This window comes from Kitasatospora sp. NPDC051164 (assembly GCF_044455625.1).
Classification (GTDB): Bacteria; Actinomycetota; Actinomycetes; order Streptomycetales; family Streptomycetaceae; genus Kitasatospora.
On the sequence record NZ_JBITFB010000019.1, the window covers coordinates 117,713 to 143,096 of the forward strand.

Sequence of the window (25,384 nt, forward strand, 5' to 3'; positions counted from 1 at the left end):
CGGCGGGGCGGGGGCCGGGGGGCGGGGGGGGGGGGGGGGGGGGGGGCGGGTGGTGGGGGGGGCGGCGCCCCCCCCCCCGGGGCCGCCCCCCCCCCCCCCGCCACAGGGTCAGGAAGCCGCGTCAGTCCTTGAAGGCGTCCTTGACGTGCTCGCCCGCCTGCTTGACGTCGGCCTTGGCCTTGTCGGCCTTGCCCTCGGCCTCCAGGCGCTTGTTGCCGGTCGCCTTGCCGGCGCCTTCCTTGACCGCGCCCTTGGCCTTGTCGGCGGCGTTCTCGATCTTGTCACTGGCACTCATGTCGGCCTCCGGTTCGTCGAAGCTGTGCTGACATCCCGTCTGCCCCCGATCGGCCGGAAGATTCACCGGCATATGTGCCGCAGGTGCGGGCAAGCGGATTGCCGACACTGACTAGGGAGGTCGAGATGGTTCCCCTTCTTCTTGTTCTGCTGCTGGCCCTGATCCTGTTCGGTGCCGGCTTCGCACTGAAGGCCCTGTGGTGGGTGGCGGTCGTGGTCCTGGTGGTGTGGCTGCTCGGATTCATAGCCCGCGGCACCGGTGCCTCCGGCAGCCGCGGCCGCTGGTACCGCTGGTAGGCGCTCCGGCGCTCCGGCGCTCCGGCGCTCCGGCGCGCACCCGGCAGGGCCGGGACAGCAAAGGGGGCACGCACCACGGTGCGTGCCCCCTCGTCATCTCCGCTCCTGTCACCGGCAGGCCCTCTCCCCGCGGCGCGAGGCTCCTCCCCGGCGGGCACTGCCGTCCACACCAAGAAGGCAGACGGCAAAGGGCGACCCGAGGAACCCCCGTGGCTGCCCCCGTACGGGGGCTGGAGGAGAAACGATGGATTCCGAAACGCCCGCCGGAAGCCCCGGCCGCGACCTGACCCCGGTCCGCCGGGCCGGCGGACCACGCACCCGGATCCAGAGCCCCGGCCGCGCCGCGCCCCAGGTTTCCTCGTGGTTTCGCGCAGGCTTCGCACTCAGCGTCGGCGCGCTGCTGGCCTGGCACCTGACGGACGCGGTACTCCAGCTCACCTCGCTGCTCACCCTGCTGCTCCTCGCCGTGTTCATCGCGGTCAGCGTGGAGCCCGTGGTCGCCTGGCTGGAACGCCACGGTCTGCGCCGCGCCTGGTCGGTGGCGCTCGTGGTGGTGGGGCTGGCCGTGCTGCTGACCGCCCTGCTCGCAGTGGTCATCCCGCCGGTCGACACCGAGGTGAGCGCCCTGGTCGGCGCTGTCCCGGGCTGGCTCCAGCAGCTGCACGACCACCAGTCGACGCTCGGCCGGATCGAGGACCACTACCACCTGATCGAGCGGGCCAAGGAGCAGCTGGGCCACGGCGGTTCGGGCGCCGGTGCGTTCGGCGGCGTGCTCGGCGCGGGCCGGCTCCTCCTCAGTACGGTGACGTCGACCGTGATCGTCGTGAGCGTCGCCCTGTACGTGATGGCGGCCCTGCCGGTGATCAAGGCGTTCTGCTACCGCTTCGTGCCGCGCAGCCGGCGCCAGGAAGTGGAGGAGATCACTGAGGAGATCCTGGCCCGGACGGGCCGCTACATGCTGGGCAACGTGCTGACCTCCGCCGTCGCCGGCCTGGCGACCTTCGCCTGGTGCGCGGCCACCGGCGTGCCGTACGCGGGGGCGCTGGGGGTGTTCGTCGCGTTGATGGATCTGGTCCCCATGGTCGGCTCGACCGTCGGCGGCGTGGTCGTCAGCCTGGTCGCGTTGTCGGTGTCCCTGCCGGTGGCTCTCGCCACCGCCGGCTTCTACATCGCCTTCCGGCTCCTCGAGGACTACCTGATCATGCCGCGGGCCATGAAGTTCGTGGTGGACGTGCACCCGGTCGTCACCGTGGTCGCGGTGCTTCTGGGGGGTGCGCTCCTGGGCCTGGTGGGAGCGCTGGTCGCGGTGCCGGCCGCCGTCGCGCTCGGGTTGGTCCTCGACGCTTACGTCTTCCCCCGCACCGACAACGCCTGAGAGGGCGCAGCCGGGCCGGCGCCGCCTACCCGGACAGCCCGCTTGGGCGAGACGGTCCGTCCCCTGGCGAGCCTGGTCCGGCGCGGAGTCCGTGGCGCGGGTGCGCCCGCAGCTGCGGGGTGCCTCGGCCGCAGGGTCAGGGGGTCATGTGAAGTCGCAGGGTCAGGCCGCCTCCGGTGGCGCGGATTTCGACGAGGTCGCAGAGCTGGTGGATCATCCACAGACCGCGGCCCCCGTCGGTGGAGGCGAGGCGGGGGCGGCGGCGCCCGGCGAGCGGGTCGCTCAGGTGCCCGCCGTCGCGGATCTCCGCGATCACCGCTGCGTTCTGCCCGGTCCACAGGCGCAGGGTGCCGCTGCCGCCGCCGTGGGCCAGGGAGTTGGCGGTGGCTTCGCTGACGGCGAGCACGAGGTCGCCCTGGCGCGCAGGTGTCAGGGCGGTGCTTTGGGCCCAGGTTTCGGCGTGGTGGCGGACCTGCGCCAACTGCCCGGTGCCGTAGGCCAGCGCCGTGGCGCCGGCGGGTTCGGGCAGCGGCTGGTCGCAGTCGGCGCAGACCAGGGCGGGGTCGGTGTAGAGCGGACTGGCGAGGTCCTCGCCGTCGTCCCAGATGGTGGGGTGGGTGCGGCGGGCGTCCGCGACGACGCTCTTCGGCAGCGCGGTGACGTCGTAGGGGCACAGGATGGTGGCACCGCGGCGGGCGAACGCGGTGTTGATGAGTGCTTCGTGGCGGGTGGCTTCGAGGATTTCGGCGTGGCTGCGACCGGCCCAGATCGGCTCGCCGACGATGCGTGCGGGCCGGCCCGGGTGGCGGTCGGCGAAGCCTTGCAGTGCGGAGAGGATCCGCCCGGGGTTGCGGCCCAGGACCGTCATGTCGACCAACTCGACGCCGTCCGCGGCGTCGTCCAGTGCCGGGCGAAGGGCCTCCAGCCGGCCGGCGGGGACGGCGATGAGGCAGGGCTCGCCGGCGGCCAGGGCGGCGCGAGCGAAGGAGCCGACGGTGGCCACGTACTCCTGAGTGGTGCGGTAGAACAGCGCCGGGTGGACGAAGGAGCCCGTGGAGACGAGGGGGCGCGTGGGGTCGGTCATGCCGTCATCTCCAGGTCCCTGCACTCATCGGGGAACATCTGCGCCACCGTGCGCAGTGAGGGGGGTGCGTGGTGCAGGACCAGGCGGCGGTCCTGCCCGGCCAGCACCGCGGTGGCCCGGGCCAGCGCGGCGGTTGCGGCGGTGTCGATGAAGTCGACGCCGCTGAGGTCCACGTGCACCACGGGCAGCGGCAGGCGGCAGACGGCTGCGAGGACCGCGGCGAGCTCTGTTCTGCTGTCCCAGTCGGCGCTTCCCAGAAGGCGCATCCGGCCGCCCGGCCGCAGCGGCCGGGCCGTGAGCTTGGTGTCGTTCCCCGGCAGGCCGGCGTTCTTGAGGTCGTGGTGGGTGGCGGCGGCGAGCGCGGCGGGGGAGCGGGTGGCCGCCTGAGTGGTGTAGAGGCAGATCCCGGTGACGGGCAGATCCGCGAAGACCTCGGTGTCCAGGCGCAGTTCGTATTCGAGGAGGCGGTCCGCGCCCGGCGCCTGCTGGGCGGCCCAGTCCATCTCTCCGATGACGCGCAGGCCGCTCCACCCCTGGGCCAGAGCCAGGCGGCAGCTGTCCCGCAGGCCGGCGATCATCAGGTCCGGATCCAAGGGCAGGCGCCGTAGGTACGAGTCGGCGGCGCTGTGCACCCTCACCTGTTCCCGCTCCACCGCCGCCCCCAGGTCGCGCCCGTCGGCGCGTACCCGGGCGGTCACCTCCAGCGGGGTGCGGGAGTGGGCGTAGTACAGCACCTGCTGGCCGAGGGCGATCCCCTCGCGGAGAAGATCACCCACCTGCCGGGCCCATTGGCTCTCGTCGGCGTAGGTGCGGCACAGGTGCTCACCGTGGCGCACAGGCGGCCCGCCGTCCGTCGTCCGGCCCACCGGTTCCTCCTCGGCTCACTCCGCCCGGCCACCCCCGCTGCCCGCGACGCCGAGCCTACAAGAGCACCCGTCCGCCCCCAATTGCGGGCACCGGGACCGGCCCTGGCAGGGCAGGGAGAAGGACGGCATGATGCCGCAACGGATGCGGCGCGGGCCCGCGCTACCGCCCGGCGCGGTCTTCACCGTATTGTCGCGCTCCGGGGCAGCCGCCCCACAAGATCGCGGAGGAAGGCACGGACAGAATGAACACCGAGGGAGACGACCGCACGGCCGACCGGCCTGCGCCCGCCGCGCCGGTGGTAGCGAGGCAGGGGTCAGTGGTGACCCGCCTGGAAGGCGACCTGGACCTGGACCATGCGGACGCCGCGCGCGCCGTACTGGCGGAAGCCCTGGCGAGTCCCGCCGGCGTTGTGGTCATCGACCTGGAGTCGGTCGGGTTCTGCGACTCCTCCGGACTGAACCTGCTGCTGCAGACCCGGCTGACGCTCCAGGAGGCGGGCCGGACGCTGCGCCTCGCCGCCGTCCCCGCCCAGGTGACGCGGCTTCTGGAGATCACCGGCGCATCCGAGGTCTTCCACCTGTACGCCGACGCCGCCGACGCTCTCGAGGGCCCCTGAGGCCATCGGTCGGCGCCGGGGAGCGAAGCCGAGGTGTTTCCCGGCGTTCTCAGGGCACGCGCCCAGTGAAGTTCCGATCCGTTTCGTCCTGTTTGACCGATCTGTGAGGGATGGTAGATGGCTAGCGACGAGGGCCGCCCCGGGGCGGAACCGGCGGGCCCGCCACCCGCCGGGCAGGTCAGACGCCTGAGGCTGCGCGGCGTCCCCGGACAGGTCTCCCGGGGGCGGGAGTTCGCCCGCCGGGCCCTCGACGACTGGCACGCCCAGGACCGCGACGACGTCCTGCTGCTCGTCAGTGAACTCCTGGCCAACGCCGTCCTGCACGCCGGCGGCGTCGAGGAACTGGTACTGCACGCCGTCCCCGCCCGACTGCGGATCGAAGTCACGGACGCCAGCCCGAACCTCCCACATCCCCGGGATCCGCGCGCCCTGGGCCTGCCCGGCGGCCACGGCCTGCACATCGTCGCCAAGCTCGCCGACCGCTGGGGAGCCGACCCCTGTGCGGTGGGCAAGTCGGTGTGGCTGGAGATCGACACCCCCCACCCCGCCGCTCCTTGAGACCGCCGTCCGCCAGGCGGCCTAGGACATAAGCCGAAAAGCTGGTCGCCTCAGAGTTCGAGGCGCATCACCGCCAGTGATAGGGGTAGAGGCGTACGAACGACGACACCGGACGGAAGGAACGTCATGACGGCGCCCCGCGCTCTGCTGACCAGCCAGCAGCCCGTACACGACACCCCCACGTCAGGAACCGCCAAGCCGCCCGTCGGGGAGCCGGTGGAGCTGCCGCGCATCGAGGACCCCGCCGCGGTCGCCCCCGCCGACGCGCGTGAGCTGTCCCGCACCATGCTGGCGCGGCTGAAGCAGCTCGAGGAGGGCACCGCCGACTACTCCTACGTCCGGGCCACTCTGATCGAGCTGAACATCTCGCTCGTCAAGTACGCGGCGCGGCGCTTCAGCTCCCGCTCGGAGTCGATGGACGACATCGTCCAGGTCGGGGTCATCGGCCTGATCAAGGCCATCGACCGCTTCGAGCCCGACCGCGGCCTGGAGTTCACCACCTACGCGCTGCCCACCATCATCGGCGAGATCAAGCGCCACTTCCGCGACAGCACTTGGGCCGTCCACGTCCCCCGCCGTCTGCAGGAGCTGCGCCTGACCTTGGCCAAGGCCTCCGACGAGCTGGAGCAGGACCTGGACCGGTCCCCGACCGTCGCCGAGCTCTCCGCCCGCCTTCAGGTGAGCGAGGAGGAGGTCATCGAGGGGCTCACCGCGAGCAACGGCTACACGGCGGGCTCGCTGGACATGCAGCTCGAGACCGACTCGCCCGACAGTGCACTCACACGCAGGCTCGGCTTCGACGACGTGCGGCTCACCCGCTTCGAGGACATCCACGCCCTCAAGCCGCTCATCGCCGCCCTGCCGGAGCGCGACCGCACGATCCTCTCGCTGCGTTTCGGCGAGGAACTGACCCAGGCTGAGATCGGGCAGCGGCTCGGCATCTCGCAGATGCACGTCTCAAGGCTGCTGACCCGCGCCCTGGCCACGCTGCGCGGCGGATTGCTGCACGACGACCGCTGAGCCGGCCGAGCCTTCGCCCGGGAGCCGTGGGCCACGGTGCCCGGGCGAAGGCGTGCGTTCAGTCAGGAGCCTTCGCGCCGGTGGTATGCCGGGCGAGATTGGCGAGCATGCGGCGGTTGCGCAGGTGCAGCACGAGTTCGCTGACCGGTCCCTGCAGACGGGCACCCGGCCCCGTAAGGGGTGTTCGTCGAGGATGACAAGGGTGTGGGGTTGTCCATCCCAGGGAGTCCAGGTGCTCGCGGACCCACGATCGGGCCGCCCGTATGCCGCCGCTGATCGGACAGGAACGGGCCCAGCCCGTCGCCCGCATCGACATCTCGCCCATGACCCCTGCCCTTCGTCGCCGTCGGTGACAGTCGCCTACCCGCCGCTGCCTCCACAATCCCGCTCGGCAAGCCCTGCGGCGGACCCTGCCGGGAAGCCCGCCGTCTGCGGTGCGGCCCACGGCTTCGCCGAGCGTACGAACTGCTCCTTCGTTTCCCCGAGCCCGGTCGGGGCAGGCGGCTCTCGTCGGTACCCGCACACCGTCCGCCTGTCAGCGGACGAGACGAGAAGGACCTCGCCCCGTGAGGAAAGCCCTGAACGACCTTGACGCCCGGCTCTTCGTCCAGGTTGCATCCCGCCGCCTGCGCGGCGCCGACCCATGGCTCTCCCGCCTCACCCGAGCCGCCGACCACGGCAAGATCTGGATGGGCACCGCCGCGGTACTGGGGGCGAGCGGCCACCGCACCGCCCGCCGCGCGGCCCTGCGCGGCGCCGGTTCACTCCTGATCGCGTCCGCCGTCGCGAACATCGCCGCCAAGGGCCTCACTCGTCGCCCCCGCCCCGCCCTCGACCCGGTGCCCGTGTTGCGGCGCCTCCTCAAACAGCCCCTCACCAGTTCCTTCCCCTCCGGCCACTCCGCCTCGGCCGCGGCGTTCGCCACGGCCCTGGCCATCGAGTCGCCGGTGCTGGGCGCCGCCGCCGCGCCGGTGGCCCTTGGTGTGATGGCCTCCCGGATCTACGTCGGGGTCCACTACCCAGGCGACGTGCTGGCCGGAGCAGCCCTCGGCGCGGGCGCGGCGGCCCTCACCCTGCGCTGGTGGCCCCGCCGCAGCGACCGCCCCGCCCGCACCGCGGCGCCCCGGATCCAGGCGCCCGCACTGGCCGACGGCGCCGGGCTCTTCGTCGTCGTCAACAGCGCGTCGGGCTCCGGTGCTGTCGGTGGCAGCAGGGATCCCGAGCGCACGGTGGAGGAACTGCGCAAGGAACTTCCGCAGGCGGATATCCAGGTGTGCGAAGAAAGGGGAGACCTGGCCGCGCTCTTGGACCAGGCCGCGGCGCGCGCCGTCAAAGCCCAGGGCGCGCTCGGCGTCTGCGGCGGCGACGGCACGGTCAACCTGGCCGCGAAGGTCGCCGTCCGGGAAGCGCTGCCCCTGGCGGTGTTCCCGGGGGGCACCTTCAACCACTTCGCCACCGACCTGGGCACCCCCACGCTGCGTTCCACCGCCGAGGCGGTCCAGACCGGCAGCGCCGCCGCCGTGGACGTCGGCGTGGTCCCCGGTGAGGGAGAAAGCCAGATGTTTCTCAACACCTTCAGCATCGGGATCTACCCCGAACTCGTCCGCGTCCGCGAGAGCCTGGAGAAGCGCCTCGGCAAGTGGCCCGCCCTTGCCGTCGCGCTGGTCCGCGTGCTCGCCACCGCTGAACCGGTTCAACTCAGCGTCTCCGGAGTGCCGCGGAGCCTGTGGATGTTCTTCGCCGGCAACGGCAGCTACGACCCGCCCGGCTTCGCTCCCACCCACCGCAGCGACCTGGACGGCGGCCTGCTCGACGTCCGTGCCATCGACGGAAGCCACCCCTTCGCCCGCACCCGCCTCGTGCTGGCCTTCCTCACCGGAACCCTCGCCACCTCGCCCGTCTACCGTGAGGCCCGCCTCACCGCCCTGGATCTCACCGACCTCCGCGACGTCCGCCGCTTCGCCGTCGACGGCGAAGCCCTCCCCGCCCCCAACCGGGTGCGCCTCAAGAAGGCCCGGGCCGCTCTCACGGTCTACCGCCCCGAGCGCCCCGCCAACGCGTGACCCTGTCACGACCAGCCCCACTGGCGCCCCGCTTCGGGGCGCCAGGCGCTGTCCGCACCGCGGCTGACCGGCGCCGGTCCGTGACGCCGACCGGCCGCGACGTCTGCGCTCGTTTCCCGACCGCAGTGCGGTTCTTGACCTGCGCGGAGAGGTCCGCCAGCCGGCTACTCGTGCCTCGACAGTCGACCCGATGCCCGATGTTCGCGCGCTGACGAGCGGCTGGGGTAGCCTCACGGCGGCCCGTTTCCCGTACCGCGCAGGACCCGCGAGGCAACCGCCGGACCGGATCCGCCAAGGGCGGGAGCGTGCCGATAGGGCCGAGCGTTCTGTTCTACGGAGGCGACCGTCGATGGCTGGCACGACGAAGAACGGCAACGTTCCGCACGGGCGGAAGCCGCAGGTTCCCGGGTCTGCACAGGTCGGCGAGCCGGAGCTGCGCCAGCTGCTCGCGGGCCTGACGGCGGTCCGCGACGGCGACTTCGGCACCCGGCTGCCGGGCGACGCCGACGGGCTGCTCGGCGAGATCGCCACCGTCTTCAACGGCATGGTCGACCAGCTCTCGCTGTTCACCTCCGAAGTGACCCGGGTGGCACGCGAGGTCGGCACCGAGGGCCAGCTGGGCGGCCAGGCCGAGGTCCCCGGCGTGTCGGGGACCTGGAAGGATCTGACCGACTCCGTCAACGCGATGGCCGGCAACCTCACCAGTCAGGTCCGCGACATCGCCCAGGTCGCCACCGCTGTCGCCCAGGGCGACCTGTCCCAGAAGATCGACGTCGCGGCCCGGGGTGAGATCCTGGAGCTGAAGAACACTGTCAACACGATGGTCGACCAGCTGTCCTCCTTCGCCGACGAGGTCACCCGCGTGGCACGCGAGGTCGGCAGCGAGGGACGCCTGGGCGGCCAGGCACAGGTCCCAGGCGTCGGCGGGACCTGGCGTGATTTGACCGACTCGGTCAACTTCATGGCCGGCAACCTCACCGACCAGGTGCGCAACATCGCCCAGGTCACGACCGCGGTCGCCCAGGGCGACCTCTCCCAGAAGATCACCGTCGACGCCCGCGGCGAGATCCTGGAGCTGAAGAACACCGTCAACACGATGGTCGACCAGCTCTCCGCCTTCGCCGACGAAGTCACCCGCATGGCCCGCGAGGTCGGCACCGAGGGCATCCTCGGCGGCCAGGCCGACGTCAAGGGCGTCTCCGGCACCTGGCGCGACCTGACCGACTCGGTCAACTTCATGGCCGGCAACCTGACCGCGCAGGTCCGCTCGATCGCCCAGGTCGCCACCGCCGTCGCCAAGGGCGACCTCTCGCAGAAGATCAACGTCACCGCGCGCGGCGAGATCCTGGAACTGAAGGAGACCATCAACACGATGGTCGACCAGCTCTCGTCCTTCGCCGGCGAGGTGACCCGGGTGGCCCGCGAGGTCGGCACCGAGGGACGGCTCGGCGGCCAAGCCGACGTACGCGACGTCTCCGGCACGTGGCGCGACCTCACCGAGTCGGTCAACGTGATGGCCGACAATCTCACCGCGCAGGTCCGCTCGATCGCCCAGGTCACCACCGCCGTCGCCAAGGGCGACCTCTCGCAGAAGATCCGGGTCGACGCGCGCGGCGAGATCCTGGAACTGAAGGAGACCATCAACACGATGGTCGACCAGCTCTCCGCCTTCGCCGACGAGGTGACCCGGGTCGCCCGCGAGGTCGGCACCGAGGGCAACCTCGGCGGGCAAGCCACCGTCCGGGGCGTCTCCGGTACGTGGAAGGACCTCACCGACAACGTCAACGTGATGGCCTCCAACCTGACCGGCCAGGTCCGCTCGATCGCCCAGGTCGCGACCGCCGTGGCCAAGGGCGACCTCTCCCAGAAGATCAACGTCGAAGCCAAGGGCGAGGTCGCGGCGCTCGCCGGGGTGATCAACACCATGGTCGACACCCTCTCCGCGTTCGCGGACGAGGTGACCCGGGTCGCCCGCGAGGTCGGCACCGAGGGCACCCTCGGCGGCCAGGCCCGGGTACCGAACGTCGCGGGGACCTGGAAGGACCTCACCGACAACGTCAACTTCATGGCCCACAACCTCACCAGCCAGGTCCGCAACATCGCCCAGGTCACCACCGCCGTCGCCCGCGGCGACCTCACCCGCAAGATCGACGTGGACGCGCGCGGCGAGATCCTCGAACTCAAGACCACCATCAACACCATGGTCGACCAGCTCTCCGCCTTCGCCGCCGAGGTCACCCGCGTTGCCCGCGAGGTCGGCAGCGAGGGCCGGCTCGGCGGCCAGGCCGAGGTCGAGGGAGTCTCCGGCACCTGGAAGCGCCTGACCGAGAACGTCAACGAGCTGGCCGGCAACCTCACCCGCCAGGTCCGTGCCATCGCCGAGGTCACCAGCGCCGTGGCCGCCGGCGACCTGACCCGCTCCATCACCGTGGACGCCTCCGGCGAGGTCGCCGACCTCAAGGACAACATCAACTTCATGGTCGAGTCCCTCCGGGAGACCACCCAGGCCAACGAGGAACAGGACTGGCTGAAGTCCAACCTCGCCCGGATCTCCGGACTGATGCAGGGCCGGCGCGACCTGCCCGTCGTCGCGGAGCTCATCATGGACGAGCTCACCCCGCTGGTGTCCGCTCAATACGGTGCCTTCTACCTCGCCGAGGAGAGCAATGACGCTGTCTCCCTCAACCTGATCGGCTCCTACGCCTTCCCGCCCGGCACCACACCCACCCGCTTCGCCCTCGGCGAATCACTGGTCGGCCAGGCCGCGCGCAGCAGGCGCACGATCGCCGTCGACGACCTGCCGGCGGGGTACGTCAGCGTCTCCTCGGGCCTGGGCCGCGCCGAGCCCCTCTCCGTCATCGTGCTGCCCATCGTCGTCGAGGAACAGGTCCTCGGCGTCATGGAACTGGCCACCGTGCACAGCTTCACCCAGGTGCACCGCGACTTCCTCGACCAGCTGATGGAGACCATCGGCGTCAACGTCAACACCATCGTCGCCAACGCCCGCACCGACGAACTCCTCGGCGAATCCCAGCGCCTGACCGCCGAACTCCAGACCCGCTCCCAGGAACTGCAGTCACGCCAGGAAGAACTCCAGGCCTCCAACGCCGAACTGGAGGACAAGGCAGCCCTGCTTGCCGCCCAGAACCGCGACATCGAGACCAAGAACCTGGAGATCGAGCAGGCCCGCCAGGAACTGGAGGACCGCGCCCACCAACTCTCCCTCGCCTCCAAGTACAAGTCCGAGTTCCTGGCCAACATGAGCCACGAACTGCGCACCCCCCTCAACAGCCTGCTCATCCTCGCCCAGCTCCTCGCCCAGAACCCCACCCGCAACCTGACGGCCAAGCAGGTCGAGTACGCCGGCATCATCCACTCCGCCGGCTCCGACCTGCTCCAGCTCATCAACGACATCCTCGACCTCTCCAAGGTCGAGGCCGGCAAGATGGACGTCACCCCGGAACGGATCCCCCTGCGCAAGCTCCTCGACTACGCCGAGGCGACCTTCCGCCCGATGACCAGCCAGAAGAGCCTGGCCTTCAGCGTGCAGACCGCGCCCAACGTGCCGGCGGAGCTGCTCACCGACGACTACCGGCTGCGCCAGGTGCTGCGCAACCTGCTCTCCAACGCGGTCAAGTTCACCGAGAAGGGCGGCGTCGAGCTGCGGATCGAGGTGGTGGAGGAGTCGCTGGCGCCGGAGGTTGCCCGGCGCGGCGGCCCGGTCATCGTCTTCCACGTGGTGGACACCGGCATCGGCATCGCACCGCAGCACCTGGAGAGCGTCTTCGGCGCCTTCCAGCAGGCCGACGGCACCACCAGCCGCAAGTACGGCGGCACCGGCCTGGGCCTGTCCATCAGCCGCGAGATCGCCTTCCTGCTCGGCGGCGCCATCCTCGCCGAGAGCACCCCCGGGCAGGGCAGCACCTTCTCGCTCTACCTCCCCGTCGCTCGCCCCGACTACGCCGAACTGAGCGTCCAGAGCGCCCGCGCCGCCCTGGAGGCCGCAGGCCCCTCGCAGGACCCCACCGCTGGGGACACCGATTCGACCCCCACGCCTGCCCCGGAGCCGGTCCAGGCCAAGCGGCTGCTGGTGGTGGAGGCGCGCTCGCGCGGCCTCCTGTCACTGGTGGCGGAGAGCGCGGTCGCCGACCTCGCCGGCCACCAGGATCTCGGTGACCCGCGCGGACCGGTGGAGATCGTCTCCGCACTGGGCGCCCAGGAGGCAGCGGCCGCACTGGCCACCGCCCCGTGCCACTGCGTGGTCCTCGAACTGGACCTCCCCGACGGCGCCGCGATGGGATTCCTCGAACAGATGGCCCACGACGCCGCGCTGCACGGCGTGCCGGTCCTCGCCCACAACAACCGCCGGCTGATGACCGCGCAGGAGCAGCTCCTCCAGGAGCGCGCCGCCTCCCAGCCGCTCGAGCTGATCTCCAGCCTCGACGAACTGCGCGAGCGCATCGCGCTGCACCTGAGTGCCGACCAGCCCGGCGACGTGCTCCCCCTGGTCCGTACCGAGGAACCGGCTGCGGCCGCCCAGCAGGAGATCGACGACTCGCTGACCGGGCGCACCGTCCTGGTCGTCGATGACGACGACCGCAACCTCTACGCCATCACCGGGATCCTGGAACTGCACGGCATGCGGGTCCTGCAGGCCGAGAACGGCCGCGCGGCCATCGAGACCCTCACCGAGCACGGCGAGATCGACGTCATCCTGATGGACGTGATGATGCCCGAAATGGACGGCTACACCGCCACCGCCGCCATCCGATCCATGCCCACGCACGCAGATCTTCCGATCATCGCCGTCACCGCCAAGGCGATGATCGGCGACCGGGAGAAGAGCATCGCCTCCGGAGCCAGCGACTACGTCACCAAGCCGGTCGACTCCTGGGACCTGATCACCCGCATCAAGCGGCAGCTGACCACCTAGACAGCGCTTCGCCCCCACCAGACCCGTCCTGCGAGGAGCCAGCGCCGTGCACAACACCCACCAGCAAGGGATCCCCGTCCCCCGAGCAGACGCCGCCGGCCTGCCTGCCCCAGCACCTCTGGGCACAGCCGGCGACGGGCCCGGGCCACAGACGGGCGACTCGGACCACCGAGCTGTCGGCCGCCTCGCCCACACCGTGGAGCGCTTGCGGCGTGAACTCCAGCAGGCGAACGACGAGGCCCACGGCCGCGCCCTCATCGACCTGGCCAAGGGCATCCTGGTCGAACGGCTTCGGTGCAGCCCGCTGGAGGCGGCCGGCCAGCTGGACATGCTGGCTGCCCAGGTCGGGTCGTCGAGCCTCGAGCTGGCTGCCGACCTGGTCAACCAGGCCTCACGTGACCGGATCACCGACGTCGCCCGCGAATTCGTCGCCGACGCCGCCGAGCCGCCCTCGCCATCGCTGGGACTACGCCTGCGCAGCGCCGAAGCCGGCGCAACCGGCGACGCCCAAGCGGTGGCGCAGTCGATCCTCCAACACGCGGTCCAACCGCTGGGGGCCAGGGCAGTGGCGATCTGGGCGGCCAACGCCGACCAGTCCCTGACCCTCGCGGCCAGCGCGGGCTTCACCGAGCAGGAACCGCTGCGCTGGCGCCACGTGCCACCCGGGGTCCCCACACCTGCCCGTCAGGCCCTGGACCATCGGGCCGCCACCGCCTACGACAGCCTGTCCGCGGCCGCTCTTCCGTCGATCGGACAACACGAGTTCACCGGCGGCCGCATCGCCGTGCCCGCCGGCACCGGCGGCCGGATCACCGGCGTCCTGGAACTCTGCTGGCCCGACCCCCTGCCGGAGCAGCCACAGTCCCTCCAGCGGCAGTTCGAAGTCCTCGCGGAACTCTGCGCGACCGCGCTGGAGACCGAACCCGAGCCCGCAAGGGCCAACCCGGCCGGGCGAGACTCCCACCTCGACGAGTTGCTGGAGCTCACCGACGGCCTACAGGACCCCTGCTTGGTCCTGCGACCGGTCACAGATGCCGCCGACAACGCCACCGACTTCCTGATCCGGCACGTCAACCCTGGCTTCGTCGACTTCGCAGGGCGCCCGCGCAACCGCATCGCCGGCGCTCGCCTGCTCGACGCCTACCCCCTGGCCGCCGAACGCGGCGGCCTGTTCGAAAAGATCGAGCACGTCCTGGCGACCGGAGAGCCGTTCCGGGCAGACCGCATGACCCTCGCGGCGACCGTCGAGGGCGTATCCCTCTCCACCGCCGCCCGCGTGAGCATCAGCCGACACGGCGCTCACGTCCTGGTCGTCTGGACACTGGACGACGGGCTCCCCAAGGTCGCCAGCCTGCTGCAGCACGCCCAGCGCCTCGGCCGGATCGGCGGCTTCGAGGAGAATCTGGTCACCCGCGAGATCGTCTGGAACGACACGCTCTTCGACCTGTACGGCCTGCCGGCCACCGCGCAGCCTGTCCCGCTCGAGCAGCTCGCGGCCCGAGCCCACCCCGACGACGGGCACTCCATCGGGCGGTTCCTGCGGACCCTGCTGCACCACCGCCGACCCGCCTCCACCTCCTTCCGGCTGCAACGGGCCGACACCTTCGCTCGGCACATCAGGGTGGTCGCCGAGCCTGTCCTGGACGAGAATTCCCAGCTCGTCGCCGTGCGCGGCGCGTTCCAGGACGTCTCCTCCCAACACTGGACCGAGGTCGCCCTGGCCGCGACCCGCGACCAGCTCGCCCAGACCGAGCAGGAGGCCGCCGAACGCAGCCGCCTTGCCCTGCAACTGCAGCACGCCATCATGCCGCCCAGCCGCGGCCCCGTGGACCTCCTAGGCCTGCGCGTCGCGGTCCGCTACCGGCCCGCGGAGACGGACCACCTGGTCGGCGGCGACTGGTACGACGCGGCCGCGCTGCCCAGCGGCCAGGTCCTGCTGTGCGTCGGCGACATCGCCGGCCACGGCATCGAAGCCGCCACCGGCATGGTCGCCCTGCGCAACGCCCTGCGCGGACTCGCCGCCACCGGCGCCGGCCCTGCCCAACTCCTCGCCTGGCTCAACTCCGTCACCCACCACCTGACCGACAACGTCACCGCCACCGCCGTCTGCGCGCTCTACAACCCCGCCACCCGGCGTCTGCGCTGGGCCCGCGCCGGTCACCTCCCACCGGTCCTCCTGCGCGACGAAACAGCGACCACCCTGCCCACGGTCACCGGCATCCTCCTGGGCGCCCTCGATCGGGCCGACTACCAGCAGGGCGAGGTCCAGCTCGAGTCCGGCGACACCCTCCTGCTGTACACCGACGGCCTCATCGAGCGGCGGGACTGCTCCGTGGAGGACTCGCTCGCCAACCTCCTAAGCCTTACGCAGAGCAACCGCGCTTCCGACGGCCCGGACGATCTGGAACACAGGCTCGACCACCTGCTGCGGTACACCGACGCGGACACCGACGACGACACCTGCCTCATCGGCGTGCGGGTCGGCTGACCCGCCACACCGTGGCCCAGCCGCCGCGCCACACCGAGGCAGTCCGGTCACGCTCGACCTCCGTGTACCGGGCGATCGAGCAGCCGAGTCGTCGTGGACCAGGGTGGGACCGGGTGTGCGCGTCTTTGGGCGCGGCCGACGGTCCTCTGGTGTTCCGGCGCGGCGTCGGTAACATGAGGAATCCTCACATTACCGCCAGGAGGCTGCCATGCCGGATCGCTTCGACCTGCCGGCGGGGTTCCGCTGGGGTGCCGCCACCGCCGCCTACCAGATCGAGGGGGCGGTGGACGAGGACGGCCGCGGCCCGTCCGTCTGGGACACCTTCACCGCCCGCCCCGGCGCCATCCGCGACGGGCACACCGGTGCGGTGGCCTGCGACCACTACCACCGGTACCCCGAGGACATCGCCCTGATGAGGGGTCTCGGGCTGGACGGCTACCGCTTCTCCATCGCCTGGTCCCGCGTCCTGCCCACCGGCGCCGGCAAGGTCAATGAGGCCGGACTCGCCTTCTACGACCGCCTGGTCGACGCCCTGCTGGCAGCCGGCATCACCCCGCTGCCCACCCTCTTCCACTGGGACCTGCCCCAGGCGCTCGAGGACACCGGCGGCTGGCTCAACCGCGACACCGCCTACCGCTTCGCCGAATATGCGGCCGTCGTCACCGACCGCCTGGGCGACCGCGTTCCCACCTGGATCACGCTCAACGAGCCCTTTGTCCACACGGTCTTCGGCTACGCGCTGGGCACCCACGCCCCCGGCCGCACCCTGATGTTCGAGGCGCTCCCGGCCGCTCACCACCAGCTCCTCGCCCACGGCCTGGCCGCGTCCCTGCTCCACGATCGCGGCCTGGAGGTGATGCTCTCCAACAACCTCACCCCGGTGGAGACGGCCTCCGACTCCGCCGAAGACGCGGCCGCTGCCAAGGCCTACGATGCCCTGCACAACCGCCTGTTCACCGACCCCGTCCTCCTCGGCCACTACCCTGACCTCTCCGCCCTCGGCGTGCCCGAGGACATCTTCGGCGCCGTCCGCCCCGGCGACCTGGACCTCGTCCACGCCCCCGGTCTCGACGGCCTCGGCCTCAACTTCTACAACCCCACCCGCGTCGCCGCCCCCACCGAACCCGGGCTGCCCTTCAACCTCGTCGACATTCCCGACGCTCCCCACACCGCCTTCGGCTGGCCCGTCGTCCCCGTCGCCCTCACCCGACTCCTCCTCGGCCTCCGCGATACCTACGGCAAGGCCCTCCCGCCCGTCACCATCACCGAGAACGGCTGCTCCGTCACCGAGGAGACCGTCCCCGACCAGCCCCGCATCGACTTCATGTCCGCCCACCTCGACGCCCTCGCCCAGGCCGCCGCCGAAGGAGTCGACGTCCGCGGCTACTACACCTGGTCCCTCCTCGACAACTTCGAATGGGCGGAGGGGCTGTTCCGTCAGAGGTTCGGTCTGGTCCACGTCGACTTCGCGACGCAGCGGCGCACGCCGAAGGCCTCGTACGCCTGGTACCGAGACCTGATCGCCGCCCACCGGGCGCGGAGTGCCATGTAGAGCTCGGTAACTTCTTTGCGATATCGGCGAGTTGGGAAAGCTCGTGACTGGTGGTTACGGTCTTCCTGTCATGACAGCCTGTTCGACGGACCGAAGCCCGCCTCATGCGGGCACCTGCTCCAGCGCGACTCCGGGTGCTCGCACTCCTTGAAGAAGCTGCCCATGCCGCGGGTGAGGCCTGTGGTCGCCATGTGGTCGGAACCTCCGGGGGGCCGTTCGTCGGCTACTCGGCGCGGTTCCTGACCGAGGCGCGGAAGCCGGGGGCTCCGGCGTAAAGGGCGCAGTAGCGTTACGTCGATATGACAAGTACGCTGCGTGTCGCTGGTTGAACACCATGCGGGCCTGGCCGCCGCTCCGTGGGGGGAGTCACGTCCAGGCCCGGCCGCCGGCCAGGTCCCGGTTGGGCTCGTGGGGGAGCTTCAGCCGGGCCCGCCGGTGGGTGAGGGTGTCATGCCCGGTCGAACAGTGGTTCAGTCATGACATGCCGTCAGTATTTCGGCGCCGCCCGGGGTGTTGTCGCTCCGCCCGCGGGGGCGGGGTCGGCCGCGAGCCTCAGCGCTGCGCCGCCGGGCCGGAGTTGGCGGCGTCCCGGCCCGCCGGTTCGGCCTGCTCCGTCGCTTTGGTCCGGTCCGCCGGTTCGGTCGGCGCCGAGGTCGTAAACGTTCGCTCGGTGAGCGCGAGGGTCGGCCTCAGCACCAGCACGGCGGCGCAGGCCGCGGTGACCGCCGCCATCACGATCAGCAGCGTCCGGTAGTCGAACCGGTCGATTCTGGGCCGGCACCGGTGTGGCGCTGATGTGCCGGATGCCCGCGAGGGCGCTGCGGAGGAAGGGCTCGTGGGACGGCTCCGGTCCGAGCGACTCCTCGAGGAGGCAGCACGTGGACTGGGAACGCCTGAGCGGGCGCCCCGGGCCGGATCCTTACCTCCAGGAGCTGGCGCTCTTCCTGGACGCCCACTTCGCCCGCACCTTCGGGCTGCTCTGGCCCGAGAACGACCCCGTCGTCCCCCGGGGTGCGGGCGGGCCGCCGGACACGGCACTGGCCGGGTACGTCGCCGCGGGCCTCACCGCCCTGCTGGGCTGGAAGGTCGAGCACGCCACCGGTGCCCGCCTGCCCAGCGGCCACGTCCTGGTGATCCAGTCCGCCGGATCGAGCCGCTGGACGCTCCGGTCCCCGGGCGACCCCGCCGCCGAAGTCCCCACCCTGAGCGGCGAGGCCCTGTACCTCCCGCCCGGCTACCGGGCCGGCGCCGTTCACAGCGACGACGCGAGGCACATCATCCTCGTGGTCACCGATCCCGGGGGGAGTCGTCGGCGCCCCCTCCTGCCGCGCCGGCGGCCTGAGCCCCGCGGGACCGAGTGCCGCGCGGTAGCGTTACGTGGATATGACATGTACGCTGCGTGTCGCTGGTGGAACACCATGCGGGCCTGGCCGCCACTCCGTGGGGGGAGTCACGTCCAGGCCCGGTCGCCGGCCAAGGGCCCGGTTGCGCTTCGTGGGGGAGCTTCAGCCGGGCCCATCGGTGGGCTATCGGTGGTATGCCCAGCCCGATGGTGTTTCAGTCATGACAAGCGGTCAGGGTCGGCCCGTCTTCGAATGTTTGAGCGCGGGACCCGGTCGGCCGGTTCACGGAAGCCCTCCTCCGCGAGTACCCGGTTTCGGCCATGGCGTTCGGCGGGTGGCCTGGGAGGCTGTCTTGTGGCCGGCGGGCGGTGGCCGCTTCCATGGCCGGATGGGCCGACCTGATCTCGTTCTCCTGACCGATCACAGCTCGACCGAAGGCAGTCGGGAGGTGCTTGCCGCCGCCGCACGGACGTTGACCGGGCGGGAGCCCGTGCACGTGGACGCCCGGCCGTTCATGGACGGTGGCGGCGGTCGGATCGAGGCCGACGGCGCGGACGGGTTCCGGCTGGTGACGGACGGTCGGGCGGTGGCCGCCGACGCGGTGGTCGTGTACGAGATCCCGCCGCACCGGCGCCGAGCGTTCGAGGACTGCCAGCGGCTGCTGCGCGGCCACGGTGCCCGCTCGCTCGGCACCGACGCCGAGGCGTGGCGGGCTGCCACCGAGAAGGACTCCACCGTCGCGAGCTTCGTCCGGGACGGCGTCCCGCACATGCCCAGCGTCGCGTTCTCCCGGCCGAGCCCGGAGGTCGCCGCCGAGGCCTTCGAGGAACTCGGCGGCGACGTCTGGGCCCGGCCCTGCGTCGGGATGGGCGGCGACGACGTCTTCCATGTCACCACCCATGCCCAACTCGCCGCCGCCGCACGGTACTACGCGCAGACGGGGGCGGAGTGGCTGATCGCCCGTGACGCCCGCAACTTCCTGCCGGACGGCCGGCGCCACCAGTTCCGGGTGGTGGTGCTGCACGGCCGCGTGGTCCGCGCGGTCGAGCACGTGCAGGCGGACCCGGACGCCCCGTGCAACGAGTGCCGCGGCGCCGTGTCCACCCTGCTGGACGACGGTGAACTCCCGGACAAGCTGGCCGAGTTGGCTATCACCGCGACCGCGTCCCTGGGTCTCGACCTGGCGGGCGTGGACCTCGCCGCCGAGAGCGGCGGCGTGGTCTTCGAGGTCAACGTCCACCCCGCCTTCGGCCGGCGCGCCCTGGAGCAGGTGGCGCTGCCCTACGTCGCCGCGCACCTCGGCGAGTAGCGCCCGCCGCCGGGAGCGGCCCGGCACGGAGCCGGTTCAGCTCCGCAGGACGGCGCCCAGCACCGACGGGCGGAACAGCAGCGACGGCGGCTCCACCAGGGACATCACCTCGTGGAAGGCCGCGGTGACCACCGGGTCGCGGGTGGCGCCGGCCAGCACCTTGTCCAGGAAGCGGTGCTGGAGCTTCAGCAGGGCGCCGGAGGGCGCGCCCGTGGTGGTGGCGAAGCGGGCGTCCTCGGCACAGGACATCACCCACGGGTTCTTGGACACCGCCGCGATGGCGCGCCGCGCGTCCCGGGCCGCGGCCTGGCCGATGCCGCCCTGCCGTAGCGCGGTGCGGCGCAGCGCCTGGGCGCAGAACAGGGCGACGGTGACGCCCTGGCCGTACACCGGGTTGAAGGTGCTCGCGGCGTCGCCCACCACCACCAGGCCGTCCGGGCAGCTGCGGTCGTAGTGCCGCCGCACGCCCGGGCCGGGGACGAAGCCGCGCACCTCGCCCGCCGGTTCGGCGTCCCGCAGCGCTTCGCGGAGCAGCGGGTCGCGCAGCCCGGCCAGGTGCCGGGTGAACCCCTCCTCGCCGGGTTCGGGTTCGGCGCCGCGCATCCCGGCGAGGCTGACGATCCAGCGGTCGCCCTCGACCGGCAGCAGGACGCCCATCCGCGGCGCGTCCGGGGCCTTGGTCTGCAGGTAGACGGCCTGGCCGCCGAGGTCGACCCCGGCCGGGCGGTGGAAGAGCCGGGAGGTGTACGCGACGCCCGCGTCCACCCGCTCCTCGGGCGCCGGGCGGCAGCCCAGTTCGGTCAGCCACTTCGGCACCGAGGTCGAGCGGCCCGCTGCGTCCACCACCAACTCGGCCGGGAGGTCCCGGACTTCGCCGCGCTCCGGGCCCCGTTCGCGGATCTTCACCCCGGTCACCGTCCCGGCCGACCCGAGCAGGCCGACCACGTCGGTGCCCTCCAGGAGCTCGATCGAGGGCTCGGTGCGGACCCGGTCCAGGACGAGCTGGTCCAGCACCGGCCGGGTGCAGGAGAGGAAGGCCATCCGCGCCGGGTACTCGGCCATCCACCCGGCGGAGCTGAGCCACTTGACCTCCGAGGTGGTCACCCGGATCGCGCCCGCGGCCATCAGCTCCTGCTTGATCCCGGGCATCATCTCCTCCAGCGCCCGGTGCCCCGCCTCCAGCACCAGGTGCGCGTGCCGGCCCTGCGGCACCCCGGCCCGGAACGCCGCCTCCGCCGGGTAGTGGTCCCGCTCCACCACGACGATCCGCTCGGCCTGGCCGCGCAGCGCCCAGGCTGCCGCCAGCCCGGCCAGCCCGCCGCCCATCACCACCGCCGTGCCCCGCCCGGGGGCCCTCTCCGAAGAACTCATGGCACGTAGCGTAGTGGTGCGTGCCGACCTCCGTAACCGCTTCACCTGGACGAACATCCTCGTAGCGGGCGCCTGTTGACGCTCCCTGACACCCCCCGGGTCGCGGGCGCTAAGGAAGCGTCAAGAACGGTGCCCGGCGGTGTCAAGGAGGCGTCAGGGAGCGCTCTGCCCGGGGTGGTGTGGCACTAGCGTCGCGCGGCGGAAGAGAGATCAGTAGCGAGAAGCGGCAGAGAGAAACGGTTCTGCGTTCGGGTTCGCCGGTTATGTCCGGGCACCGGCGGGCCGTGCCACGGGGGAAAGGGATGTGTGGTCATGACGACCTCCACAGAGCACAGGGACGGGGCGGCGGCCACCTCGAAGGAGGAAAGCCCGCCCGAGACGGCGGAACCCGTCCCGCCGGGCGCCCTCGCCCGCCTCGTCCGGGGCGCCCGTACCGTCGGCAGCCGGGCCCACTGGACCACCCCGCGCCTGGTGCGCGGCCTCACCGTGCTGAGCCTGGCCGCCCTGCTCGTCCTCGGGGTGACCGCCACCGTGGTGCTCGCCGGGGCCCGCGACGGGACCGACACCATCGGCCACCGGGCCGCCCCGCAGGCCACCCGCGCCGCCGACCTGTACTTCGCGCTGAGCGACATGGACGCCCAGGCCGCCAACCTGCTGCTGGTCGGCGCCGACCCCGAGTACACGACGCTGCGCACACAGACCCTGGACACCTACGAGCAGCGCCGCGCCCAGGCCGACGACGACCTCCAGAAGGCCGCCCAGGCGGCGACCGACGACCAGGCCGGGCAGCGCGCCGTCCAGCTGGTGCTCGGCCGGCTCGGCAGCTACGAGGCCCTGGTGGCCCGGGCGCAGCTGCTGGAGGAGCAGGCCGGGTCGCCGGCCGGTCAGCCCTCGCCGGCCGCGCTGGAGACCTACCGGCAGGCCACCGACCTGCTGCGCGGGCAGCTGCTGCCCGCCGCCGACCAGGTCACCGTCGCCAACGACGCCGCCGTCGAGCGCGTCTACCAGCAGCAGCGCGACGCGCTGGGCAGCGGCTGGTGGTGGCTGCTCGCCGTCGGCCTGCTCACCCTCGTCGTGCTGCTCGGGCTCCAGCGCGCCCTCGCCGTGCGCTACCGCCGGGTGGTCAATCCGGCGCTGGCCGCCGTCACGCTGCTGACCGGCGCGGTGCTGGTGATCGGGCTGAACCTGGCGGGCCGGGCCGAGGACCACCTGGTGACCGCCAAGAGCAACGCCTACGACTCGGTGATCGCGCTCAGCCGGGCCCGCGCCGTCGCGTACGACATGAACGCCGACGAGAGCCGCTACCTGATCGACCCGACCCGCGCCGTCGCGTACGAGCAGGTCTTCCTCGAGCAGACCCAGGCGATCGCCCGGATCGAGGGCGCCACCCTGGCGGACTACAACGCCCGGCTGGCGGACGCGGCCGAGCGCCACCGCGCCGACCGCGCGGTGGTCCCCTTCGGCGGCTACCTCGGCAGCGAACTGCGCAACGTCACCTTCGCGGGGGAGCAGGACGCCGCCGAGCGCGTGCTGGACGCCTTCCGGCAGTACCAGGCGACCGACCGCAGGATCCGCGACCTGCGCACCGCCGGGAAGCTCAAGGAGGCGGTCACGCTCAACACCGGCCTCTCGAAGGGGCAGTCCAACTACGACTTCGAGCAGCTGGGCAACGCGATCGGGGACACCATCGCGATCAACGCCGCCGCGATGGACCGGGCGGTCGCCGAGACCGACGGCGACCTGGACGGCACCACCGCGGCCCTCGCGGCGGGTGTGCTGGCGGTGGCGCTGGGCCTGACCGCGATCGGGGTGCGGCCCCGGCTGCGCGAGTACCGGTAGCCGCAGGCGCGGTCGGCTTCAGCGGAGCCGCTGGTCCTCGGTCTCAGCGGAGCCGCTGGTACTCGGCGTCCGGGTCGAGTTGGCGCCGGTACTCGACGTGCAGCCGGACGGTGCCGTCCGGTCCGGCCAGCCCGGCGAGCGGGCCCCGGCCGGCCGGCAGCGGGCGCGGCCGCGGCCACTGCTGGGCGAGGACGGCGAGCGCGGTGCCGTCGGCGCCGCGCACCACCCAGGTGGCGCGGCCGCCGCCGATCAGCGGCAGCCGGGGCCGGGGGAGCCCGAGGGCGGTGAGGGCCGCCGGGACGTCGAGGCCGTCGGGGAGGGCGTCCGTCGCGGTGTGCGGGGCGTCCACGTCGTCGCCGGCGGCGACGCTGTCCCGGGTGAGGAGGATGCGCATGACGCGAGGTTAGCTCGCGGCGGAGCTCACCCGGGTGCCGGATTGACAAGCCACCTTGCCGTACCGGCAAATGGCAGGCATGGTCGACGAAGACTTCGAGAGCGTCCTCACCACGGTGGGTCCCCGGTTGCGGGCCCTGCGCCGGGAGCGGGGCACCACGCTCGCCAAACTGGCCGCGGCGACGGGCATCTCACTCAGCACCCTGTCCCGGCTGGAGTCCGGGCAGCGCAAGCCGACCCTGGAGCTGCTGCTGCCGCTGGCCCGGGAGTACCGGGTGCCACTGGACGAACTGGTCGGCGCACCGGCCACCGGCGACCCGCGGATCCATCCGCGCCCGGTGACCAGGAACGGCCAGACGATCATCCCGCTCACCCGCCACCTGGGCGGGATGCACGCGTTCAAGCACATCGTGCCGCCGGGCCGGAACACCGAGCCGGAGCCGGAGTTGAAGGTCCATGAGGGCTACGAGTGGCTGTACGTACTGTCCGGCCGACTGCGGCTGGTGCTCGGATCGCGCGACCTGGTGCTGACGGCCGGTGAGGCCGCCGAGTTCGACACCCGCACCCCGCACGCGTTCGGCAACGCGGGCCCGCAGCCGGTGGAGTTCCTGAGCCTGTTCGGCCCGCAGGGCGAGCGGATGCACGTCAGGGCGCGCCCGGGAACCTCTGTTCGGTAGGTTCGTTCCTGACAGGGGGTCTCCGTTGGGGCTCCCGTCAGGCCGTCGGGAGGGGCCGAGAACATGAGTGTGCAGCAGAGCGCGGAGTCCGGCGAGAGCGGCGGAGCCGGGGAGCGCGACGAGGCCGAGGACGGCCGGGCGGCCGGGGGCGGGGGCGTGCGCGCGAGCGCGGGGCCCGGTGCGGGGTCGGGCGCGGGGTCGGGCGCGGAGCCTGGTGCAGGGGAGGATCCGGACAAGGGAGCGAAGCGCCCGCGGAAGAAGCGCCCGTTCTGGCAGGAGCTGCCGATCCTGCTGGTGATCGCCCTGCTGCTCTCGCTCGGCATCAAGACCTTCTTCGTGCAGGCCTTCTCCATCCCGTCCGGGTCGATGGAGCAGACCCTGGCGATCGGTGACCGGGTGCTGGTGGACAAGCTCACCCCGTGGTTCGGCGCGGAGCCGGAGCGCGGGGAGGTGGTGGTCTTCCACGATCCGGGCGGCTGGCTGGAAAGCACGCCGACGACCTCCGGCGACTCCGTCATGGACTCCGCCCGGAAGGCGCTGAGCACCGTCGGCCTGATGCCCTCGGCGGACGAGAAGGACCTGATCAAGCGGGTGATCGGGGTCGGCGGGGACACCATCCAGTGCGAGGCCGGCGGCCCGGTGAAGGTGAACGGCTTCGCGCTGGACGAGCCGTACCTGTTCCCCGGCTCGACGCCCTGCGACGACGACCCGGTCGGCACCATCACCGTGCCCAAGGGCAAGCTCTGGGTGATGGGCGATCACCGCAACAACTCACGGGACTCCCGCTGGCACCACAACGTGACCGGCGACGGCTTCGTGCCGGTGGGCAACGTGATCGGCCGGGCCTTCGTGGTGGCGTGGCCGCTGTCGAATTGGTCCACCCTGCCCGTGCCGGGCACCTTCGACAAGGTGCCGGCGGGGGCGGCCGGGGCGGCCGGCGCCCCGTTCGAGGCGCCGCCCGCGTCGGCGGCGCTCGCGCTGGCCGGGGTCGTGCCGGTGGCGCTGTGGCGGCGCCGGCGGTCGGTGCGCCCGGGCCGCCGAGCCTGATCCGCCCAGGCCTGCTCCGAACCGGCTCGGCCCGATTCGGCTCGGCCCGTTGGGGATTGGGTCGACCGGCTTCGACGAACCCCTCCCGCCGTTCTCTACACGCCTGTAGAGTCCCGGGGTGTGCTGTGCTGCACCTCCGGCCGCGGGGGCGCCCCCCCCCCCGCCGCCGCCCCCGCCCGCCGGGGGGGGGGGGGCGGGGGCCGGGGGGGGGGTGAGGGCGGGGCCCCGGGGGCCGGAGAGCCCGCACACCCGGGGACA

General features: G+C 72.3%; 19 protein-coding genes. 13 read left to right on the top strand and 6 right to left on the bottom strand.

The window, feature by feature from the left end:
• Positions 1-121 precede the first annotated feature (121 nt).
• Positions 122-295, bottom strand: a complete 174-nt coding sequence (locus tag ACIBEC_RS27365; RefSeq protein ID WP_360500210.1) for a CsbD family protein — start codon at positions 293-295, stop codon at positions 122-124.
• Between the two features lie 125 nt (positions 296-420).
• Here ACIBEC_RS27365 and ACIBEC_RS27370 point away from each other — a divergent pair, with 125 nt between their 5' ends.
• Both ACIBEC_RS27370 and ACIBEC_RS27375 read left to right on the top strand, forming a co-directional pair.
• Positions 421-591: a hydrophobic protein gene (locus ACIBEC_RS27370; RefSeq protein WP_360500213.1), complete on the top strand. Its 171-nt coding sequence runs from the start codon at positions 421-423 to the stop codon at positions 589-591.
• A 244-nt stretch (positions 592-835) separates the two neighbouring features.
• On the top strand, positions 836-1,966 hold the full coding sequence (locus ACIBEC_RS27375) for an AI-2E family transporter (protein ID WP_360500216.1): 1,131 nt from the start codon (positions 836-838) through the stop codon (positions 1,964-1,966).
• 136 nt (positions 1,967-2,102) lie between these two features.
• Here ACIBEC_RS27375 and ACIBEC_RS27380 read toward each other — a convergent pair whose 3' ends face one another.
• Together ACIBEC_RS27380 and ACIBEC_RS27385 are read right to left on the bottom strand one after the other, a co-directional pair.
• Positions 2,103-3,050 carry a sensor histidine kinase gene (locus ACIBEC_RS27380; protein ID WP_360500219.1) on the bottom strand — a complete coding sequence of 316 codons (948 nt, stop codon included), beginning with the start codon at positions 3,048-3,050 and terminating at the stop codon, positions 2,103-2,105.
• A complete protein-coding gene (locus tag ACIBEC_RS27385; RefSeq protein ID WP_360500221.1) occupies positions 3,047-3,916 on the bottom strand; it encodes an MEDS domain-containing protein in 870 nt (289 codons plus the stop codon). Before ACIBEC_RS27385 ends, ACIBEC_RS27380 begins: the two co-directional genes overlap by 4 nt.
• Before the next feature lie 242 nt (positions 3,917-4,158).
• On the opposite strand from ACIBEC_RS27385, the gene ACIBEC_RS27390 reads away from it, so the two are divergent.
• The 7 genes from ACIBEC_RS27390 to ACIBEC_RS27420 all read left to right on the top strand — a co-directional run bounded on the left by ACIBEC_RS27390 (position 4,159) and on the right by ACIBEC_RS27420 (position 17,147).
• Positions 4,159-4,533 carry an STAS domain-containing protein gene (locus ACIBEC_RS27390; RefSeq protein WP_360500223.1) on the top strand — a complete coding sequence of 125 codons (375 nt, stop codon included), beginning with the start codon at positions 4,159-4,161 and terminating at the stop codon, positions 4,531-4,533.
• A gap of 117 nt (positions 4,534-4,650) precedes the next feature.
• Complete coding sequence (locus tag ACIBEC_RS27395) at positions 4,651-5,091, top strand: ATP-binding protein (RefSeq protein ID WP_360500225.1); 441 nt, start codon at positions 4,651-4,653, stop codon at positions 5,089-5,091.
• 126 nt (positions 5,092-5,217) lie between these two features.
• Positions 5,218-6,111 carry a SigB/SigF/SigG family RNA polymerase sigma factor gene (locus tag ACIBEC_RS27400; protein WP_360500228.1) on the top strand — a complete coding sequence of 298 codons (894 nt, stop codon included), beginning with the start codon at positions 5,218-5,220 and terminating at the stop codon, positions 6,109-6,111.
• A gap of 566 nt (positions 6,112-6,677) precedes the next feature.
• Entirely contained in the window at positions 6,678-8,174 is a 1,497-nt protein-coding gene (locus ACIBEC_RS27405; RefSeq protein ID WP_360500231.1) for a phosphatase PAP2 family protein, read from the top strand.
• Between the two features lie 349 nt (positions 8,175-8,523).
• Entirely contained in the window at positions 8,524-13,107 is a 4,584-nt protein-coding gene (locus ACIBEC_RS27410; RefSeq protein ID WP_360500234.1) for a HAMP domain-containing protein, read from the top strand.
• A 46-nt stretch (positions 13,108-13,153) separates the two neighbouring features.
• The gene (locus ACIBEC_RS27415) at positions 13,154-15,595 is read left to right on the top strand and encodes a SpoIIE family protein phosphatase (RefSeq protein WP_396289077.1); all 2,442 of its coding nucleotides are present in this window, start codon (positions 13,154-13,156) and stop codon (positions 15,593-15,595) included.
• Positions 15,596-15,803: 208 nt separating this feature from the next.
• Complete coding sequence (locus tag ACIBEC_RS27420) at positions 15,804-17,147, top strand: GH1 family beta-glucosidase (protein ID WP_360500239.1); 1,344 nt, start codon at positions 15,804-15,806, stop codon at positions 17,145-17,147.
• Positions 17,148-17,699: 552 nt separating this feature from the next.
• Here the strand turns inward: ACIBEC_RS27420 and ACIBEC_RS27425 are convergent.
• Positions 17,700-17,879 (bottom strand): hypothetical protein, encoded by a 180-nt coding sequence (locus ACIBEC_RS27425; RefSeq protein ID WP_396289079.1) that lies wholly within the window; start codon positions 17,877-17,879, stop codon positions 17,700-17,702.
• Positions 17,880-18,878: 999 nt separating this feature from the next.
• Here ACIBEC_RS27425 and ACIBEC_RS27430 point away from each other — a divergent pair.
• The gene (locus ACIBEC_RS27430) at positions 18,879-19,799 is read left to right on the top strand and encodes an alpha-L-glutamate ligase (protein ID WP_360500244.1); all 921 of its coding nucleotides are present in this window, start codon (positions 18,879-18,881) and stop codon (positions 19,797-19,799) included.
• Positions 19,800-19,835: 36 nt separating this feature from the next.
• Here ACIBEC_RS27430 and ACIBEC_RS27435 read toward each other — a convergent pair whose 3' ends face one another.
• The gene (locus tag ACIBEC_RS27435) at positions 19,836-21,170 is read right to left on the bottom strand and encodes an FAD-dependent oxidoreductase (RefSeq protein WP_360500246.1); all 1,335 of its coding nucleotides are present in this window, start codon (positions 21,168-21,170) and stop codon (positions 19,836-19,838) included.
• 312 nt (positions 21,171-21,482) lie between these two features.
• On the opposite strand from ACIBEC_RS27435, the gene ACIBEC_RS27440 reads away from it, so the two are divergent.
• Positions 21,483-23,009: a hypothetical protein gene (locus tag ACIBEC_RS27440; RefSeq protein ID WP_360500248.1), complete on the top strand. Its 1,527-nt coding sequence runs from the start codon at positions 21,483-21,485 to the stop codon at positions 23,007-23,009.
• 43 nt (positions 23,010-23,052) lie between these two features.
• On the opposite strand, the gene ACIBEC_RS27445 is transcribed toward ACIBEC_RS27440, so the two are convergent.
• Positions 23,053-23,403 carry a hypothetical protein gene (locus tag ACIBEC_RS27445; RefSeq protein WP_360500251.1) on the bottom strand — a complete coding sequence of 117 codons (351 nt, stop codon included), beginning with the start codon at positions 23,401-23,403 and terminating at the stop codon, positions 23,053-23,055.
• A gap of 79 nt (positions 23,404-23,482) precedes the next feature.
• Between ACIBEC_RS27445 and ACIBEC_RS27450 the strand changes: the two genes are divergently transcribed.
• Positions 23,483-24,079, top strand: coding sequence for an XRE family transcriptional regulator (locus tag ACIBEC_RS27450; RefSeq protein ID WP_360500253.1), 597 nt, complete (start codon positions 23,483-23,485; stop codon positions 24,077-24,079).
• 63 nt (positions 24,080-24,142) lie between these two features.
• Positions 24,143-25,126 (top strand): signal peptidase I, encoded by a 984-nt coding sequence (gene lepB, locus ACIBEC_RS27455; RefSeq protein ID WP_360500256.1) that lies wholly within the window; start codon positions 24,143-24,145, stop codon positions 25,124-25,126.
• Positions 25,127-25,384: the final 258 nt, after the last annotated feature.

Bases quoted from the DNA above. Each gene is read 5' to 3' on its own strand.
- ACIBEC_RS27365 (WP_360500210.1), bottom strand. From the start codon at position 295: ATGAGTGCCAGTGACAAGATCGAGAACGCCGCCGACAAGGCCAAGGGC.
- ACIBEC_RS27370 (WP_360500213.1), top strand. From the start codon at position 421: ATGGTTCCCCTTCTTCTTGTTCTGCTGCTGGCCCTGATCCTGTTCGGT.
- ACIBEC_RS27375 (WP_360500216.1), top strand. From the start codon at position 836: ATGGATTCCGAAACGCCCGCCGGAAGCCCCGGCCGCGACCTGACCCCG.
- ACIBEC_RS27380 (WP_360500219.1), bottom strand. From the start codon at position 3,050: ATGACCGACCCCACGCGCCCCCTCGTCTCCACGGGCTCCTTCGTCCAC.
- ACIBEC_RS27390 (WP_360500223.1), top strand. From the start codon at position 4,159: ATGAACACCGAGGGAGACGACCGCACGGCCGACCGGCCTGCGCCCGCC.
- ACIBEC_RS27395 (WP_360500225.1), top strand. From the start codon at position 4,651: ATGGCTAGCGACGAGGGCCGCCCCGGGGCGGAACCGGCGGGCCCGCCA.
- ACIBEC_RS27400 (WP_360500228.1), top strand. From the start codon at position 5,218: ATGACGGCGCCCCGCGCTCTGCTGACCAGCCAGCAGCCCGTACACGAC.
- ACIBEC_RS27410 (WP_360500234.1), top strand. From the start codon at position 8,524: ATGGCTGGCACGACGAAGAACGGCAACGTTCCGCACGGGCGGAAGCCG.
- ACIBEC_RS27420 (WP_360500239.1), top strand. From the start codon at position 15,804: ATGCCGGATCGCTTCGACCTGCCGGCGGGGTTCCGCTGGGGTGCCGCC.
- ACIBEC_RS27425 (WP_396289079.1), bottom strand. From the start codon at position 17,879: ATGGCGGCGGTCACCGCGGCCTGCGCCGCCGTGCTGGTGCTGAGGCCG.
- ACIBEC_RS27430 (WP_360500244.1), top strand. From the start codon at position 18,879: ATGGGCCGACCTGATCTCGTTCTCCTGACCGATCACAGCTCGACCGAA.
- ACIBEC_RS27435 (WP_360500246.1), bottom strand. From the start codon at position 21,170: ATGAGTTCTTCGGAGAGGGCCCCCGGGCGGGGCACGGCGGTGGTGATG.
- ACIBEC_RS27440 (WP_360500248.1), top strand. From the start codon at position 21,483: ATGACGACCTCCACAGAGCACAGGGACGGGGCGGCGGCCACCTCGAAG.
- ACIBEC_RS27445 (WP_360500251.1), bottom strand. From the start codon at position 23,403: ATGCGCATCCTCCTCACCCGGGACAGCGTCGCCGCCGGCGACGACGTG.
- ACIBEC_RS27450 (WP_360500253.1), top strand. From the start codon at position 23,483: ATGGTCGACGAAGACTTCGAGAGCGTCCTCACCACGGTGGGTCCCCGG.
- lepB (WP_360500256.1), top strand. From the start codon at position 24,143: ATGAGTGTGCAGCAGAGCGCGGAGTCCGGCGAGAGCGGCGGAGCCGGG.